Genomic DNA, 17,068 nt, shown 5'->3' on the forward strand with positions numbered 1-17,068 from the left:
CCGAGAGCCCGCTGAACGACGCGACCGCACCGCACGCGGGGAGGACGCGCGGAAGGAGCCCGCACGCAAGGCAGACGGGCCGGAGGAGGGCGCGCGGAGGGAGGGCGCGCGGAGGGAGGGTGCGCGGAGGGAAGGTGCGCGCGAGGGGGGCGCGATCACGTTCCACGCCCGGCGCGAACCTGACGGCACGTCCCGCCGAAGAGGCCGCCGATCTCAGATGCGCGTCAGCTCCGCCACGGCGCTCACCACGGCGTCGGTGTCGGCCAAGGTCGCGAGCACCCGGTCGGCACCGGCGGAGCGCAGCTCGGCCTCGGTGGCGCTTCCGGTGGCCACGGCGATGATCGGCGACCCGGCGATGTGGGCGGCCTGCACGTCGCGCGGCGAGTCGGCGATGTAGACGGTGGCCGCCTCGGGGTAGCGGGCGCCGTGCCGCTCACCCGCGCGCGTGCGGGCGAGCTCCAGCAGCGCGGCCTTGCTGTAGACGCCGTCCTCGTAGCCGCCGGCGCCGAGGTCGAGGCGGTCGGCGAGGCCGAGCTCGGTCACCTTCAGCACGGCGTTCGGCCGGACGGACCCGGTCAGCACCGACTGCACGACCCCGGGCACGTGCGCCAGGGCCTCGACGGCCTCCCGGGCCCCGGCCAGCACCCGGCCGTGCGCCCGCAGATCGGCACGGCGGCTCGCGAACGCCGCGGTGAGCGCGGACACGAAGGAGGGCAGATGGTCGTCGGTGGTGACGACGTCGTTGAACGCCAGCGTCTCGAAGATGATCTCCGATTCGGTGCGGCCCGGGGTGGGGGCGAGCCGCACGAGGGGCCGCCCGACGGTCCGCTGGAACGCCTCCGCGTAGGCGTCCCGGGTGACCCGCCCGACGTCGACCAGCGTGTGATCGATGTTCCACAGCACCAGACGGTTCAGCGTCGACATCCCGTTCCCATGCGCGGCTCGAAAGGCGTCGGCGGGCGCCCTCCCGGCGCCGGCCCGCCCCACCGTACGGCGAGGCGGACTCATCGTCGGGCCTCCCGGCCACTCCCCGCAACCGCGCACCCCCACACCCGGCCGCCGGCCCGGCACCACAGCCGCCGGTCCGCCGCCGCAGCCGGCCATCCGGCACCACAGCCGCCCATTCGGCACCGCAGCCGGTCATCCGGCGCCGCAGCCAGCGGTCCGGGACCGCAGCCGCCGGTCCGCCGCCGCAGCCGACCATCCGGCACCGCAGCCGGTCATCCGGCGCCGCAGTCGGTCATCCGGCGCTGCAGCCAGCGGTTCGGGATCGCAGCCGCCGGTCCGCCGCCGCAGCCGACCGCCCGGCGGTGAGGTCGGCGGTTGGGCGGCGCGGGTCGGACTGCGGCGGCGGGGGTCGGGGGTGCGGCGGAGGGTGGGGTCAGGGGGCCATGTGCGGGTAGCGGTGGTCGGTGGGCGGGACGAAGGTCTCCTTGATCGCGCGGACGTTCGTCCAGCGGGTGAGGTTGAACACCGACCCGGCCTTGTCGTTGGTGCCGGACGCGCGAGCGCCGCCGAACGGCTGCTGCCCGACGACGGCGCCGGTCGGCTTGTCGTTGATGTAGAAGTTGCCGGCGGCGAACCGGAGCGTCTCGGTCGCCGACGCGATGGCCGCGCGGTCCCGGGCGACGATCGCGCCGGTCAGCCCGTACTCGGAGACGCTCTCCAGCTGCGTGAGAACGGAGTCGTAGTCGTGGTCGTCGTAGACGTGGACGCCGAGGATAGGCCCGAAGTACTCGGTGGTGAAGATCTCGTCGGTCGGGTCCGACGACTCCAGCACCGTCGGCCGGACGAAATGGCCGACCGAGTCGTCCAGCTCGCCGCCCACGAGGATCCGCATGGTGTCGATGCCGCGGGCCCGCTCGATCGCGCGGCGGTGCTTGGCGAAGGCGCGGTCGTCGATCACGGCGCCCATGAAGAGCGACAGGTCCTCCGCCACGTTGCCCATGGTGAGGCCCTCGACCTCGGCGCAGAAGTCGTCACGCATGCCGTCCCAGACGGAGCGCGGGATGTAGGCGCGCGACGCCGCCGAGCACTTCTGCCCCTGGTACTCGAACGCGCCCCGCACCAGCACGGTCTTGAGCACCGCCGGGTCGGCGGACGGGTGCGCCACCACGAAGTCCTTGCCGCCGGTCTCCCCCACGATCCGCGGGTATCCGCGGTACCGGGCGATGTTCTCCCCGATCGTCCGCCACAACGCCTGGAACGTGGGCGGCGAGCCGGTGAAGTGCAGGCCCGCCAGCTCCGGGCTGGCCAGCGCGACGTTCGACACGGCCCGCCCGTCTCCGGTGACCAGGTTGATGACGCCGGGCGGCAGCCCGGCCGCCTCCAGCAGCCGCATCGTGTGGTGGGCGGCGAGCTGCTGGGTCGGCGACGGCTTCCACACCACGACGTTGCCCATCAGCGCGGGCGAGGTCGGCAGGTTCCCGGCGATCGCGCTGAAGTTGAACGGGGTGATGGCCAGCACGAACCCTTCCAGCGGCCGGTACTCCATCCGGTTCCACACGCCGGGCGAGGAGTTCGGCTGCATCTCGCGGATCTGCCGCGCGTACGCGACGTTGAACCGCAGGAAGTCGATCAGCTCGCAGGCCGAGTCGATCTCCGCCTGCTGGACGGACTTGGACTGGCCGAGGATCGTCGCCGCGTTCAGCGTGGACCGCCACGGCCCCGCCAGCAGCTCGGCGGCCCGCAGGAAGATCGCGGCCCGGTCGTCCGGCGCCATGGCCCGCCATCCGGGCGCGGCCTCCCGCACCGCCGCGACGGCCTCGGCCACGTCGGCGTCGACGGCGTTGCCCATCCGGCCGAGGACGTGACCGTGGTTGTGCGGCTCGACCACGTCGATGGGGGCGCCGGCGCCCATCCGCCGCTCCCCGCCGATCGTCATCGTCAGCTCGGTCTCCGCGCCGCCGAGCTCTTTGATCTTCGCTTCCAGCGCCGCCCGTTCGGCGCTCCCCGGCGCATATCCCTTGACCGGCTCGTTCACCGGTACCGGCACGTTGGTGACGGCGTCCATCTGTCCGCTCCCGCAAGCTCGACGGCCCTGTCGACATGCGGTGCCCTACCCACCGCCACCCACCGGATGCCTGCCCCCCACTACCGAGGACACGCAGCCGCCGCCTTGATGCGACGGGCCGGGTCGCCCGACCCGACCCAGCACGGACCCGCTGCTGGTCGCGTCCGAAGTGCGGGCGAGGGTCAGAGGAGGTGCTGGAGTTCCTGGGTGGCGTACCAGAGGAGCTCGTGGCCTTCGGCGCCGTCGACGGTGAAGAGGGCGTCGTCGTCGCCGGCGTCGGCGGCGGGGAGGGCCTCGATGGCGGCGATCACGTCGGGGACCGCGGCGGGGTCGTCGACGTGGCCGGAGGCCAGGCGCTTCCACGGGACGGGCGCGGTGATCTCGACGAGGGAGCGGTCGTCGCCGTCGATCGACGCGTCGCCGCGGGCCCAGACCACCGACTGGTCGGGGATCTCGGCGGCGAGGACGACGCGGCGGCGGGGCGCGGACGGGTCGGCGGCGAGCAGCCGCAGCGACGCGCGGGCCGCCGCGGTCAGCGCCGCGTACTCCAGTTCCTCCAGGTCGCCGCCCGCGTACCACTCGCGCAGCGCGGGCGTCACCGCGTGCCCGGACAGCGGCGCGGGGCCGGCCTCGCGCGCGGCGTGGACGGCGGCGAGAAGCGGGAGCGTGGACGGAAGGTAGACGCGCATGACGGTTCGTCAGTCTGTCACGGGAGGAGGCCCAGCTCGCGCAGTTCGGCGATCGTGGCGTCGGCGGATGTGTGGTGGATGCCGCGGATGCCGAGCGATTCGGCGGCCCGGATGTTGTGCTCGATGTCGTCGATGAAGACGCATTCGGCGGCGTCCAGGCCGAGCAGGCCGAGCGCGTGCCGGAAGATCCGCTCGTCCGGCTTGCGCATGCCGACCTCGCAGGAGATGACGACGGCGTCGAAGAGGTCGGCGAACAGGTCGCGGGGGTAGTCGTTGCCCCAGGAGTTGGAGAGGAGGGCGGTGCGGGTGCCGTGCGCGCGGGCCGCGCGGAGCGCCTCGTACATCGGTTCGACCGGGGAGAACGCGCCGAACATGCGGGAGATGAGGCCCGCGGCGGCGACGGGGCCGCCGTCCACGGTGAGGAGCTCGGCGGCGAGGAGGCGCTCGAACTCCTCGGGGGCGAGCGAGCCGTCCTCGAGACCGTGGATGGGGTTGGTGCCTGCGCCGTCGTAGGCCTGCTTCACCCAGGCGCGCATCACCGTCCGGTAGCGGTCGGCGTCGATGCCGTCGGCGGCCAGCCAGGCGCCGACGGCGTCGTTCAGCGGGGAGGTGAGGACGCCGCCCCAGTCCGTGATCACGGCTTTGACCGTCTTGTCTTCTGCGGGCACGGGCCGATGGTAGGCGATCCCGCCCACATTGACCGAATCTCGTTCTGCCAGACTGGCCGGCATGGACTTCGAACTCAGCCCGAAGGCGCTGGACTACCAGGAACGACTCCAGGAGTTCATGGACGAGCACGTGTACCCGGCGGAGCCGGTGTACACGGCCTGGCGCGCGGAGAACGACCCGCACGCGCTGCCGCCGATCGTCCAGGACCTGAAGGCGGAGGCGCGCGAGCGGGGCCTGTGGAACCTGTTCCTGCCGGACGTGTCCGGGCTGACGAACCTTGAGTACGCGACGCTGGCGGAGCTGACGGGCCGCTCCCCGGACCTGGCGCCGGAGGCGGTCAACTGCGCCGCGCCGGACACCGGGAACATGGAGGTCCTGCACATGTTCGGGACCCCCGAGCAGAAGGACCGCTGGCTGAAGCCGCTCCTGGACGGGGAGATCCGCAGCGCGTTCGCGATGACGGAGCCGGAGGTCGCGTCCTCCGACGCCACCAACATCACCACCTCGATCGTCCGGGACGGCGACGAGTACGTGATCAACGGCCGCAAGTGGTTCATCACCGGCGCGGCGGACGAGCGCTGCAAGATCTTCATCGTGATGGGCAAGACCGACCCGGACGGCCCCCCGCACCGGCAGCAGTCGCAGATCCTAGTGCCGCGCGACGCGCCGGGCGTGACCGTCGTCCGGCACCTGCCGGTGTTCGGCTACCAGGACCAGCACGGCCACTCGGAGATCCTGTTCGAGGACGTCCGGGTGCCGGTGTCGAACCTGATCGCCGAGGAGGGCGACGGGTTCATGATCGCGCAGGCGCGGCTCGGGCCGGGCCGGATCCACCACTGCATGCGCGCGCTCGGCATGGCGGAGCGGGCCCTCGAGCTGATGTGCCGCCGCGCCGTGGACCGCGTCGCGTTCGGCGGCCCGCTCGCCAAGCAGGGCGTGGTGCGCCAGCAGATCGCCGAGTCGCGGATGGCGATCGAGCAGGCGCGCCTCCTCACGCTGAAGACCGCCTGGCTGATCGACAAGCACGGCTCCAAGGGCGCCCGCTCGGAGATCGCGGCGATCAAGGTGGTCGTGCCGCGGATCACCCACGAGGTGCTCGACCGCGCGATCCAGATCCACGGCGGCGCCGGCGTCTCCGACGACACCCCGCTCGCCGCGATGTACGCCTGGGTCCGCGCCATGCGCATCTTCGACGGCCCGGACGAGGTCCACGTCCGCACCGTCGCCCGCCAGGAACTCCGCCAGTACGAACACTGACTCCCCGGCCGCAACCGCACGTGATGGACGTGGCACGTGGTGGGGGCGGCGTGTGTGGGTGTGGGGGGCTGGGCTTGCGGGGTGGGGGCTGGGGTGCGGGGGCCGTGGTCATGCGGTCGGTGCGGGGACGAGCGCATGACCACGGATCCTCCGTGAGCCGGCGGGGGCCGCCGCCGGGCTCGGAAACGGGCGGGACCCGCCTCAGCCGTCGCGCGAGCGCGTTATCTGACCGGTGGGGTGAAGCCGGAGGCGAGCCCCACCGGGAAGCTCGCGAAGCGAGGTCGCGCTCGCCCAAGCACGGTCAGAGGGCGAGCCGCCAGGCGAGCCCTCTGGGCCGGGATTGCAGACAACACAGCGCTATGCGGATCTGAGGCGTTGCAGGGCCTCCCGGACGCCGCCGTCGGTCTCCTCCAGGACCACCGTGGCGCGCGCGGCGGGGACCTCGCCGAGCAGCGAGACCAGCGCGACGCGGGTGTTGCCGCCGGCTTCGGTGAGCGCGTTCTCGCAGGTCCGCGCGTCCATGCCGGTGGCCTCGGTGAGGATGCGGACCAGCCGGGCGCGCAGCTTGGAGTTCAGCGCGTTCACGCTGACCATCAGGTTGGAGTAGGTGCGGCCCATCCTGATCATCAGGGTGGTGGAGAAGGAGTTGAGCACGAGCTTGGTCGCGGTGCCCGCCTTCATCCGGGTGGATCCGCTGATGACCTCGGGTCCGGTGGCCAGGCCGATGTGCACCTCCACTTCCTCCCCGTAGGGGGTGTGCGGGTTGCAGCTGATCAGCGCCGTGCGCGCGCCGCCCGCGGTGGCGGCGCGCAGCGCGCCGATCACGTAGGGGGTGCGGCCGCTGGCGGCGATGCCGATGGCGATGTCGCCGGGGCGCACCTCGCGGGCGTCCCGCATGCCGAGCTCCATGTCGTCCTCGACGTCGGAGATCGCCTGGGACAGCGCGCCGGGGCCGCCGGCGTGGTGCGCGACGACGCGTCCCCAGATGCCGAACGTCGGGGGCAGCTCGGCGGCGTCGATGACCGCGAGCCGGCCGGACGTGCCGGCGCCGAAGTAGTGCACGCGGCCGCCCGCGCGCAGCGAGTCGACGGCGAGGTCGACCAGCCGGGCGACCTCGGGCAGGACGCCCGCCACCACCATCGGGACGGTGGCGTCCTCCGTGTTGATCAGGTGCAGCACCTCCAGGGTCGGCAGCGTGTCGACGTCGAGGGTGCGGGGGTTCCGGCCCTCGGTGGGGAGCTCGCAATCGATCACCGACGCCTCCGGTCGGGTCGCACGGTCCGGCCGCGGACCGCCTCGAACGTGGCTTCCAGGGCCTTGCGGGTAGACCCGTAGGTGCGCTGCGCCACTCCGACGAAGACGCAGTCGACCACCGTGAGCTGCGCCAGCCGGCTGGCGGTGGCGCCGGAGCGGAAGGTCGTCTCCCGCGCCGCGGTCGTGAGGATCAGGTCGGCCACCTCCGCTATGGGGGATTTGGGGAAGTTGGTCAGTGCCACGGTCGTGGCGCCGTTGCTCTTGGCGACCTCCAGGGCGTCGATGGTCTCGACGGTCGCGCCGGTGTGCGAGATGCCGATGGCCACGCTGGTGGGGCCGAGCACGGCGGCGCTGGTGAGCATGATGTGCGCGTCGGCCCAGGCCGAGCAGAACCGTCCGATGCGGTGCAGTTTCTGCTGGAAGTCCATGGCGACGAAGGCGCTGGCGCCGACCCCGTAGACGTCGACGCGGTCGGCGGCGACGACGGCGTCGACGACCTGTTCGAGCATCTTGATGTCGAGCTGGGCGGCGGTCTCCTCGACGGCGCGGGCATCGGCGAAGGTCACCTTCTCCACGATCTGTTCGAGCGAGTCGTCGGGGCTGATGTCGCTGCCGATGACCCGTCCGCCGCTGGCGCTCTGGGCCCGTCCCGCCTCGGTGGCGAGGGTCAGTCGGAGCTCTGGATAACCATGGAACCCGATCGCGCGGCAGAACCTGATGACGGTGGTCTCGGAGGTGCCACAGGTCTGGGCGAGTTCGGTGATGGTGGAGTTGGCGACCCCTTCGGGGTCGTCGATGACGCGTTGAGCGACTCGTCGCTCGGCGGGGGGCAGCGAGGGCAGCAGCGAGCGCACCCGCACCACGGTGCTGAGCGGCGTCGCGTCCTTGCGCGCCGGCTCGTCCCGTGCCGCTCCGGGCTCCCCCGTGCTCCCCGGCTCGGGGCCGATGGGTTTCCTCATGGAAGAAAGTTTCTTACTGCCAGGATGTCACGTCAACGGTAGAAAAGGCTACGGTCGGCCTGTGTTGACCCATTTGGCCGGTCCTTACGTGGTCGGCATAGACGCGGGTGGCACGAAGACCCGCTGTGTCGTGCTGACGCTCGGGGGCGCCCTGGCCGGTTCCGGCACCGGCCCCGGGGCCAACCCCAACTCCGGGGGCGACACCGCAGGGGCGCTCACCACCGCCCTGCGGGAGGCCCTCGGAGACCTCGACCGTACCCACATCCTCACCGGCGTGTTCGGGATCGCCGGAGCCGGTTCGGCCGGCCGCCCCGCCGCCGTGACCGCGGCGCGCCGGGCCTGGCAGGCCGTCGGCCTGCGCGGCTCGCCCGCCGTGGTGACCGACATCGCCGTGGCGTTCGCCGCCGGGACCAGCGAGCCCAAGGGCATCGTGGTGTTCTCCGGCACGGGCGCCGGCGCCGCGGTCATCAGCGACGGCGCGATCGTGCAGCGCGCCGACGGCTACGGCTGGCTGGTGGGGGACGAGGGTTCGGCGGTGTGGCTCGGCAAGGAGGCGGTCCGGGCGGCGCTCGCCGCCTACGACGGCCGCGGCTCGCCGACGCTGCTGACCGACTCGGTCCCGCGGGCGCTGCTGGGCCCCACCGTGGTCGCGGAGATCGACTCCGCCCGGCGAAGACCCCGGCACCGGGCGCTGGCGATGGCGGGCGCGCTCCCGCCGGCGTCCGGGGCGGGCGCGCCGGGTGCGGCGGGGGCGGCGGCGCTCTCCCAGGCCGCGGCGCTGCCCGCCGGGACGGGCGGCACGGGCACCGCCGTGCTGATCCCCGAGGCCCCGTATCCGCAGCCGGGCGGCGGCCCGACCGGGCCGCCCGGACCGCTGGGCGCCGCCCAGCCGCCGGGACGTCCCGGCCTCGCGGGGCCCGCGGAGCCGCCGGGTCTCGCGGGCCATCCGGAGCTGCCCGGGACGGCGCCGAACCCGCAGCTCGCGCAGGCCATCATCAAGGAGGTCTACGGCCGCCCGCCCGCGGCCCTGGGCCGGCTCGGCCCGGTGGTCGCCGCCGCGGCGGCCGCGGGCGACCCGGTGGCCCGGCGCATCACCGACGAGGCCGCGGAGTGGCTGCTCCGCGACGTGGACGCGGTGCGCCCGGCCCTGTCCGATCCCTGCGCGCCGGTCGTCATGCACGGCTCGGTGCTGCGCGAGGGCCCCGTCGCCGAGGCCGTCCGCACCGGGCTGCGCGACCGGTTCGCCGAGGCGCCGCGCAGCGCGGGCGACGGCGCCGTCGGCGCCGCCGGGCTGGCACTGCGCCGGCTCGGCCATCCCCTGCCGGGCTGAGCCCGGCCGAGCCCCGCCCGGCCGTGCGGGCGCCGCCGGTGGCCGACCCCACCGGACGCCCCGCCGAGAGGCCGGAGACGACGGCGACGCAGCCGTCCGGCTCATCACGATGGACCCCACCGTATTTCCGTTCCGCTTGCGGGCCAGGGGTCCATCGTGATTAGGCTGTTACCACGGTGGCTCGAGATCCGCCGGGACGGTGCCGTGGGCGCCGTGACCGGTGGGACCACCGGCCACAGACGTGGCTCGTACCGATTTGGGCTGCGGTCGTTCCGCAGCGTCGTCCGCGCAGGTCCGTCCTGCCGCACATCCCTCGTGCGCCTTGCCGCGCCGTGCCGCCTCCCGCGTGCGCCTCCGCACGCGCCCGCGCCACGGCGCCCGCCGACGCCCGGACGACGGCCGACTCCGTACACCACGTCGAACGAGGTCGCATGCTCCCCGCTTCCGAAGGGCGCCGTCTCCGGGCCGCCCGCGTCCGCCTGTCCCGCACCGCCCGCCGGTTCGTCCGCGCCGGGCAGCGGTCGCTCCGCCGCGGCACGGGCGGGCACCGCCGCGCCCGCCCGCTTCGCAGGGGCCGCCGGGTCCCGCGCGCCGTGCGCTGGGCCTTGGCCTTCCTCTGCACGCTGGCCGTCCTGGCGACGTCCGCCGTCGTGATCGGCTACGCCCGGACGCCCGTCCCGACCGAGCCGCAGGACGGCGTCACCGACGAGGGCTCCACGGTCTACTACGCCGACGGCCGTACGCCGCTGTTCAGGCTGGGCGCGAACCGGCAGAGCGTCCGGCACGGCCAGATCCCAGACCGGCTGCGGTGGGCGGTCCTCGCCGCCGAGGACCGCGGCTTCTACCGCAACCGGGGCGTCTCGGTCTCGGGGACGTTCCGCGCGCTGCTCCGGGACGCGTCGGGCGGCGACGTCGAGGGCGGGTCCACGATCACCCAGCAGCTCGCCCGCAACTACTTCAAGGGCCTCAGCCGGGACCGGACGCCGGGACGGAAGATCAAGGAGATCTTCGTGGCGCTGAAGCTGGACCGGCACCGCGCCAAGGACGAGATCCTCGACCTGTACCTGAACACCGTCCCCTTCGGCCGGCAGACGTCGGGCGTGGAGGCGGCGGCGCGCGCCTACTTCGACAAGGACGTGTGGCAATTGGACGTCGCCGAGTGCGCGCTGCTCGCCGCGATGATCCAGCGCCCGGGCTACTTCCGGACGCAGGGCAACGGTGACGCGGCGCGCGCGCTGAGGGCCCGCTGGCGGTACGTGCTGGACGGCATGGTGTCGATGGGCAAGCTCGACCGGCCCGACGCGGACCGTCTCCGCTTCCCGCGCACGCGGGAAGCGTGGCGCGGCGTCAGCGTGTCCGGCCAGGGGCTGCTGGCGGCGCCAGCGGGTGCTGGACGAGCTGGAGAGGGCCGGCATCCCCGCGAGCGCCGTCGTGAACGGGAAGCTGAAGATCTACACCGGTCTCGACCCGCGCTGGATGGCGTACGCGGAAGAGGCCATGCGGCGCGCGCGCGAGCCGCAGTGGCCGAAGGACGTGCGCGCCGGGCTCGTCGCGGTGGACCCCGCCGACGGCGCGGTCAAGGCGTTCTACTCCGGCGACCCGAAGCGCGGCGTGTACGACTCGGTGTTCGAGCCGGTCGCGCAGGCGGCGTCGACGTTCAAGCCGTACGTGCTGGCCGCCGCGCTGCGCCGCGGCTTCAACGTCCGGACGGCGGTGCCGGGCAGGTCGCCGCTGCGGTTCGCGCCGGACGGGAGCGTCACGCCGATGACCGCGCCGGGCTACCGGGTCTCCAACGACGAGAAGATCGGCTCGCTGGGGACGATCGACCTGGTCAAGGCGACGGAGCTGTCGGTGAACACCGGATTCGTGAAGGCGGCGCTGAAGACCGGGATCGCGAACGTGGCGGAGACGGCGCGGCGGTTCGGGGTGCCGGAGTCGGCGCTGCGCCCGTACCGGGGGCAGGCGGGGCTCGCGCTCGGCATCGCGAACGTGTCGGCGGCCGTGCAGGCGGCGGGGTACGCGGCGTTCGCCAACGGCGGCACCGCCGTCACCCCGCACCTGGTCACCAGGGTCGTCGACGCGCGCGGGCGGCGGGTGCCGCTGCCGTGGGACCGGCCGGGCGGCCGCGTCCTGACCGGCGAGCAGGCGGCGCAGGCGACGTACGCGATGCGCGCGGTCGTCACCGGCGGGACGGGGCGGCGGGCCGCGCTGCCGGACCGCGACGCGGCGGGCAAGACCGGCACGTCCGACGGCAACCACGCCGCCTGGTTCGTCGGGTACGTCCCGCAGCTGGCGGCGTCCGTGGTGCTGACGCGCGCGGAGCCCGGCCCGCTCGAGGGGCTGCCCGGCCATCCCGGGCGGGTCGCCGGGGAGGACCTGCCGTCCTCGGTGTGGCACGCGTTCATGGCGCAGGTCACGCGCGGCATGCCGGCGGAGCCGTTCGCCGAGCCCGCGTTCACCGGTACCGCCGCGAACTGGGACGACACGGTCGAGAAGAAGGAGCCGGGCGGCCCGGCGGCGGGGCGCGGGACGCCCTCGGCCGGCGTACCGCAGGCGCCGTCCCGGACACCTGATCCGGACGGCTCGTCCGGTGCGCCCGCCGACGCGCGGAGCCGCAAGAAATGGTGCGCGGCGCCCGGCCACGAGGACGCGGCGGGCTGCGCCGGGATGTGACCGTGCGGCCGGGCCGTCCGGCGCCGCGAGTCGACAGGGCGGTGCCGCGAGTCGACAGGGCGGCGGCGAGCGGTTAACGTCGCGACGTCCGATGCGAGCAGACGACCATGTCGGGGGGCCTGGTCAGGTGCGTGCCATTGATGTCCGCGGATGACCGTTCGCGATCGGCCGGAACCGCCCGGCGGCGGCCCCGGCGAAGGCGCGCTGCGCTCGGACGACCGCCGCTCGGACGACCGCGGTTCGGACGACCGCGGTTCGGGCGGCTGCCGCTCGCGGCGGCGCTGGCGCTGGTGGTGCCGCTGGCCGGGTGCGGGGGCGGCGGCGACGGCGGGAAGGGCCCGTCCGCGCACCACGGCTCCCCCGGCGCGTCCGGTACGTCCGGGAAGAAGGCGCCCGTGACGAAGGCCCCGGACGCGTGGGTCCCCGGATACGTCGCGAAGATGAGCCTGCGGGAGAAGGTCGGGCAGCTGTTCGTGCCGACGTTCTCCAGCCGCGCGAGCGCCCTGGCGATCATCCGGAAGTACCACGTCGGCGGGTTCATCTACTTCCCGGAGAACTTCGGGTCGCCCGCCACGACCGCCGAGCAGTCGAACGCGCTGCAGAAGGCGTCCACGGTCCCGCTGCTGCTCGGCGTGGACGAGGAGCAGGGCATCGTGTCGCGGACGCCGTTCATCACCCGCTTCCCCGGCAACATGGCGCTGGGCGCGACGCACAGCGCCGCGGACGCGCGCGCCGCCGCGCAGGTCACCGGCACCGAGCTGCGCGCGGTCGGGATCAACCTGGACTACGCGCCAGACGCCGACGTCAACGTGAACCCGCGCAACCCGGTGATCGGGCTGCGCTCGTTCGGCTCGGACCCGTCGCGGGTGTCGCCGCTGCTCACCGCGGCGATCGCCGGGTACCAGGGCGCCGGGGTCGCCGCGACGGCCAAGCACTTCCCCGGGCACGGCGACACCGCGACCGACAGCCACACCGGCCTGCCGGTGATCACCCATTCGGCGGCGCAGTGGCGGGCGCTGGACGCGCCACCGTTCGAGGCCGCGATCGCCGCCGGCGTCGACCTGGTCATGACAGCGCACATCGTGGTGCCGGGGCTGGACAAGTCGGGCGACCCGTCCACGCTGTCGAAGACGGTGCTGACCGGGCTGCTGCGCGGCGACCTCGGCTACAAGGGCGTGATCACCACGGACTCGCTGCAGATGGCGGGCGTCCGGGAGAAGTACGGCGACGCGGTCGTGCCGGTCCGGGCGATCAACGCGGGCGCCGACCAGCTGCTGATGCCGCCGAGCCTGTCCAAGGCGTACAACGCGGTGCTGGAGGCCGTGCAATCCGGGAAGATCACGCGGCAGCGGCTGGACGAGTCCGTCACCCGGATCCTGGACCTCAAGCAGAAGCGCGGGCTGTTCAAGGCGCCGCCCGCCGACCCGGCGAAGGCGTCCGCGCAGATCGGCACGCCGCAGCAGAAGGCGACCGCGCGGCGGGTCGCCGAGCACGCCGTCACGCTCGTCCGCAACGACCGCGGGCTGCTGCCGTTGAAGGGCAAGAAGGTCAGCGTCACCGGCCCGGGCAGCGAGGCGCTCGGCGCCGCGCTGCGCGAGCGGGGCGTCGCGACGGCCGCGCCGGGCGCCGCCGACGTCCACGTGCTGACCACCGTGAACGCCGGGACGGCCACGGCCGCGCGGGTCCGCGCGCTGGCGTCCAGGCCGGTCGTGGTCGCGGCGCTCGGCCGCCCCTACGACCTCGACCACGCCGCCGGGGCCGCCGCGACGCTCGCGACGTACTCCTCCGGCGCGACGTCGATCGGCGCGCTCGCGGGGGTGCTGTCCGGCGCGGTGAAGCCGGTCGGGAAGCTGCCGGTGCCCGCGGGCGGGCAACCCGTTGGTCACGGCTTGTCGTATTGATGGACGCGGGGCCCCGCGAGCTGGGAAGATCGGCCCGCCTTCGCACCCCCGGGAGGTCCCCGTGCGCGTTCGTCCGTTCCTGCCCGCTCTGTCCCTGCTGCCCGCGCTGGCCCTCGGCCTCGGCGCCTGCGGCGGGAAGGAGGAGGCGGGGATGCCGCCGCTGACGCCCGAGCCGGGCGACTCCCGGCTCGTCGACGTCACCGCCCCGGCGAAGGACAGCCTTCCCGCGCGGCTGGTGCTCTACAAGTTCCTGCGGGGCGTCGCCGCCGGGAACGTCAAGGTCTGCGGTTTCCTGGCCCCGGCGTACGACCGGGCGGCGTTCGGCCGCGCGGGCGGCTGCAAGGCCGGCGGGCTCGCCGCGGCCCGCGCGAAGCTGCGTCCCGCCGACCTGGCGGCGCTGCGCGGCGTGACCGTACCGACCTGCGACGACGGGCCCGGCGACGGCGAGTACACGGTCGCGTTCGGCGACCTGAAGTGGAAGGGCGACCCGGCGCGTCCCGGCGGCGTCCTGGCCGCGAAGTTCACCCTCCACAAGACCGGAGCCCGCTGGCTCATCACCGCCTGACGGACGCGCCGCCCAGCGGACGCGCCCGCGACGGACGCACACGCAATGGACGCACCCGAAGCGGACGCGTCCGGCGAAAGGAACGCTCGCGACGGGCCGCCCACCCCGACGACCCGCCGCGAGCGCGTTCAGATGCCGAGCTCCGCGAGGCCCGGCAGGTGGGAGCGGGCCGCCTCGCGCGCCTGCTCGGCGGAGCGGGCGGCGCGGGCCGCCTCGGCGGCGCGGCGGCACTCGTCCAGCGTGTGCCGGGCCAGCGCGGCCCGGACGAGCGGGAGGGACGGGGCGCTCATCGACAGCGACGTCACGCCGAGCCCGACCAGGACGCAGGCGAGCGCCGGGTCGGCGGCCGCCTCGCCGCAGACCCCGCACGGGACGCCCGCCGCGGCCGCCGGGGCGACCAGGTCGAGCACGGCGGGCTGCCACGGGTCCTGCAGGTGCGCGAGGCCGCCGACCTGCCGGTCGGCCGCGCACGCGTACTGGGTCAGGTCGTTGGTGCCGATGCTGAAGAACTCCACCTCCGGCGCGAGGTCGCGGGCGCGCAGCGCGGCGGCGGGCACCTCGATCATGACGCCGGGATGCTCGATGCCGGCTTCGCGGCAGGCTCCGGCGAAGAACGCGGCCTCCGCCGCGTCCGTCACCATCGGGGCCATGACCTGCAGCTTCACGCTGAGCCCGGCGGCGGCGCGGGCGAGGGCGGCGAGCTGGGCGGTCAGCACGTCCGGGTGCCGGCGCGCCATCCGCAGCCCGCGCTCGCCGAGCGCCGGGTTCGGCTCCTCGCCGGGGGGCGGGAGGAACGCGAGGGGCTTGTCGGCGCCGGCGTCGAGCGTCCGGACGACCACGCGGCCCTCCGGGAACGCCTCCAGCACCTTGCGGTAGGCGTCCTCCTGCTCGTCGTCGGACGGCGGCACCGAACGGTCGAGGAACAGGAACTCGGTGCGGTACAGGCCGACGCCCTCCGCACCGTTCGCCAGCGCGGCGTCGAGGTCCTTCGGGCCGCCGACGTTCGCCAGCAGCGGGACCGCGTGGCCGTCCTTCGTCGCGCCCGGCCCGGACGTCTCCGCGAGCGCGGAGTCGCGGGCCGCGCCGGCGGCGAGCGCCGCGGCGACCTCGGCCTCGGTCGGGTCGGGCCGGACGGTCCCGGCGGACCCGTCCACGAGGACGCGGGTGCCGTCGGCGAGGTCCGTCGCGCCCGGCAGCGCCACCACGGCCGGCACGCCCATCGTGCGGGCGAGGATCGCGGTGTGGCTGGTCGGGCCGCCCTCCTCGGTGACGAACGCGACGACCTGCGCCGGGTCGAGCACCGCGGTGTCGGCGGGCGCGAGGTCCCGCGCGACCAGCACGAACGGCTCGTCCGACTCCGGCACGCCGGGCATCGGCAGGTCGAGGAGTCGGGCGATGGCGCGGTCCCGGATGTCGTCGAGGTCGCTGACCCGGGCGGCCATGTACTCGCCCGCCCCGGCGAGCATCTCCCGGTACACCCCGAACGCCTCGAACACGGCGCGGGCCGCGGCCGTGCCCTCGCCGATCTTGGCGGTGACGCCGTCGGCGAGGCCGGGGTCGCGGGCCATCAGCGCCTGCGCGTTCAGCACGTCATGGCCGTCGGTGTTACCGGCCGCCGCCGCGCGCGCGCCGCGCTCCTCCAGATCCGCGGCGACGGCTTCGAGCGCGGCCAGCGCGCCGTCCCGTTCCGCGGCGGCGTCGCCGCCGTGCCGGGAACCGGCGTCCGGCTCCGGGACGGCGCCGGCGATGCGCCGCACCGGCCCCGCGCCCACCCCCGGGCTGACGCCCGCGCCGCGCAGGACCTCAGGCACCTTCCGGCTCCGGCGTGGACAGCAGCGCCTCCAGGCTGTCCAGCAGCTCGTCGGCGCCCTCGCCGTCGGCGGACAGCACGACCTCCTCGCCGTGCCGGGCGTCCATGCCGAGCACCGCGAGGATGCTCTTGGCGTTCACCGGCGAGCCGCCGCGCTTGGCCACGGTCACGTCCATCGGCGCCTTGGCCGCGGTCTGGACGAACAGCGCGGCCGGCCGCGCGTGCAGCCCCACCCTGGACTCGATCTTGACGTTGCGCTCGCTCACAGAATCTCCCTTGCGGCGCCGCGCACCCGCAGCGCGGGGCCCGGCTCGACATTGACTTCCTTCAGGTCCGCGACGACGTGGTCCGCCTCGGCGAGCGCCGCCACCGGCTGGGTGGTGGCGACGCCGACGCAGGCCATCCCGGCCGCCTTCACGGCCGCGACGCCCGCGGGCGCGTCCTCGAACCCGACCGCCTCCCCCGGCGGGACGCCGAGGTCGCGCGCGGCGGCCAGGTACCCCTCCGGGTGCGGCTTGCCGGTGACGACGTCCCCGGCGGTCACCACGATGTCCATCAGGTCGCGGACGCCCAGCGCGGCCAGCAGCCGCTCGGCGTAGGGGCGCTGCCCCGACGTGACGACGGCCAGCGGGACGCCCGCGTCCGCCAGCGACCGCACCAGCTCGACGGCCCCCGGCACGGGGACGTCCGCCGGGATCCCGTCCGCCGTCTCGTACGACACCGCCTGGTCGAACAGCTCCTCGGCGGTGCGGCCGGGGAACAGGTGCGCCAGGTCCTCCAGCACCTCGATGCCGCGGCGCCCGGCGAACGAGGAGATCAGCTCGTCGTCGTACGGCACGCCGTGCGCCTCGAACAGCCGCGCCCACATCACCCGGTTGCGCGGCTCGGTGTCCATCAGGGTGCCGTCGAGGTCGAACACCGCCGCGCGCAGGCCGATCAGCGCCATCC

The 17,068-nt window shown here is 74.7% G+C and carries 14 protein-coding genes and 1 pseudogene; 6 read left to right on the forward strand and 9 right to left on the reverse strand.

Going from position 1 to position 17,068, the window contains the following annotated elements; genetic code table 11:
- Positions 1-213: 213 nt before the first annotated feature.
- From AB0C78_RS01660 to AB0C78_RS01675, 4 genes are all read right to left on the reverse strand, one after another.
- On the reverse strand, positions 214-924 hold the full coding sequence (locus tag AB0C78_RS01660) for a haloacid dehalogenase-like hydrolase (protein ID WP_360740571.1): 711 nt from the start codon (positions 922-924) through the stop codon (positions 214-216).
- Between the two features lie 457 nt (positions 925-1,381).
- Positions 1,382-3,013, reverse strand: coding sequence for an L-glutamate gamma-semialdehyde dehydrogenase (gene pruA / locus AB0C78_RS01665; RefSeq protein WP_360740573.1), 1,632 nt, complete (start codon positions 3,011-3,013; stop codon positions 1,382-1,384).
- Positions 3,014-3,195: 182 nt separating this feature from the next.
- Positions 3,196-3,702 (reverse strand): hypothetical protein, encoded by a 507-nt coding sequence (locus tag AB0C78_RS01670; protein ID WP_360740575.1) that lies wholly within the window; start codon positions 3,700-3,702, stop codon positions 3,196-3,198.
- 17 nt (positions 3,703-3,719) lie between these two features.
- Positions 3,720-4,370 (reverse strand): HAD family phosphatase, encoded by a 651-nt coding sequence (locus AB0C78_RS01675; protein ID WP_225992534.1) that lies wholly within the window; start codon positions 4,368-4,370, stop codon positions 3,720-3,722.
- A 61-nt stretch (positions 4,371-4,431) separates the two neighbouring features.
- Here AB0C78_RS01675 and AB0C78_RS01680 point away from each other — a divergent pair, with 61 nt between their 5' ends.
- Positions 4,432-5,628 (forward strand): acyl-CoA dehydrogenase family protein, encoded by a 1,197-nt coding sequence (locus tag AB0C78_RS01680; RefSeq protein WP_151546569.1) that lies wholly within the window; start codon positions 4,432-4,434, stop codon positions 5,626-5,628.
- 357 nt (positions 5,629-5,985) lie between these two features.
- Here the strand turns inward: AB0C78_RS01680 and AB0C78_RS01685 are convergent, their stop codons facing one another.
- Together AB0C78_RS01685 and AB0C78_RS01690 are read right to left on the reverse strand one after the other, a co-directional pair.
- The gene (locus AB0C78_RS01685; protein WP_360740577.1) at positions 5,986-6,882 is read right to left on the reverse strand and encodes an N-acetylmuramic acid 6-phosphate etherase; all 897 of its coding nucleotides are present in this window, start codon (positions 6,880-6,882) and stop codon (positions 5,986-5,988) included.
- Positions 6,879-7,841 (reverse strand): MurR/RpiR family transcriptional regulator, encoded by a 963-nt coding sequence (locus AB0C78_RS01690; protein ID WP_225992680.1) that lies wholly within the window; start codon positions 7,839-7,841, stop codon positions 6,879-6,881. The genes AB0C78_RS01685 and AB0C78_RS01690 overlap by 4 nt, the downstream gene beginning before the upstream one ends.
- 61 nt (positions 7,842-7,902) lie before the next feature.
- Between AB0C78_RS01690 and AB0C78_RS01695 the strand changes: the two genes are divergently transcribed.
- The 5 genes and pseudogenes from AB0C78_RS01695 (at position 7,903) to AB0C78_RS01715 (ending at position 14,310) form a co-directional block, all read left to right on the forward strand.
- Positions 7,903-9,171: a BadF/BadG/BcrA/BcrD ATPase family protein gene (locus AB0C78_RS01695; protein ID WP_360740579.1), complete on the forward strand. Its 1,269-nt coding sequence runs from the start codon at positions 7,903-7,905 to the stop codon at positions 9,169-9,171.
- Positions 9,172-9,602: 431 nt separating this feature from the next.
- A pseudogene (locus AB0C78_RS01700) lies at positions 9,603-10,430 on the forward strand (biosynthetic peptidoglycan transglycosylase); the annotation flags it as partial.
- 127 nt (positions 10,431-10,557) lie between these two features.
- Positions 10,558-11,844, forward strand: coding sequence for a penicillin-binding transpeptidase domain-containing protein (locus tag AB0C78_RS01705; protein WP_360740581.1), 1,287 nt, complete (start codon positions 10,558-10,560; stop codon positions 11,842-11,844).
- 395 nt (positions 11,845-12,239) lie between these two features.
- Positions 12,240-13,745: a glycoside hydrolase family 3 N-terminal domain-containing protein gene (locus AB0C78_RS01710; protein ID WP_360740583.1), complete on the forward strand. Its 1,506-nt coding sequence runs from the start codon at positions 12,240-12,242 to the stop codon at positions 13,743-13,745.
- A 61-nt stretch (positions 13,746-13,806) separates the two neighbouring features.
- The gene (locus AB0C78_RS01715; protein WP_360740585.1) at positions 13,807-14,310 is read left to right on the forward strand and encodes a hypothetical protein; all 504 of its coding nucleotides are present in this window, start codon (positions 13,807-13,809) and stop codon (positions 14,308-14,310) included.
- Between the two features lie 128 nt (positions 14,311-14,438).
- On the opposite strand, the gene ptsP is transcribed toward AB0C78_RS01715, so the two are convergent.
- The 3 genes from ptsP to AB0C78_RS01730 are packed head-to-tail and all read right to left on the reverse strand — an operon-like array spanning position 14,439 to position 17,066.
- On the reverse strand, positions 14,439-16,121 hold the full coding sequence (gene ptsP, locus AB0C78_RS01720; protein ID WP_360740587.1) for a phosphoenolpyruvate--protein phosphotransferase: 1,683 nt from the start codon (positions 16,119-16,121) through the stop codon (positions 14,439-14,441).
- Positions 16,114-16,386: an HPr family phosphocarrier protein gene (locus tag AB0C78_RS01725; protein ID WP_151538612.1), complete on the reverse strand. Its 273-nt coding sequence runs from the start codon at positions 16,384-16,386 to the stop codon at positions 16,114-16,116. Before AB0C78_RS01725 ends, ptsP begins: the two co-directional genes overlap by 8 nt.
- Entirely contained in the window at positions 16,383-17,066 is a 684-nt protein-coding gene (locus tag AB0C78_RS01730; RefSeq protein ID WP_360740589.1) for an HAD family phosphatase, read from the reverse strand. Before AB0C78_RS01730 ends, AB0C78_RS01725 begins: the two co-directional genes overlap by 4 nt.
- Positions 17,067-17,068: the final 2 nt, after the last annotated feature.

The sequence above is a fragment of the Actinomadura sp. NPDC048394 genome, from assembly GCF_040651755.1.
Taxonomy (GTDB): Bacteria; Actinomycetota; Actinomycetes; order Streptosporangiales; family Streptosporangiaceae; genus Spirillospora; species Spirillospora montaniterrae.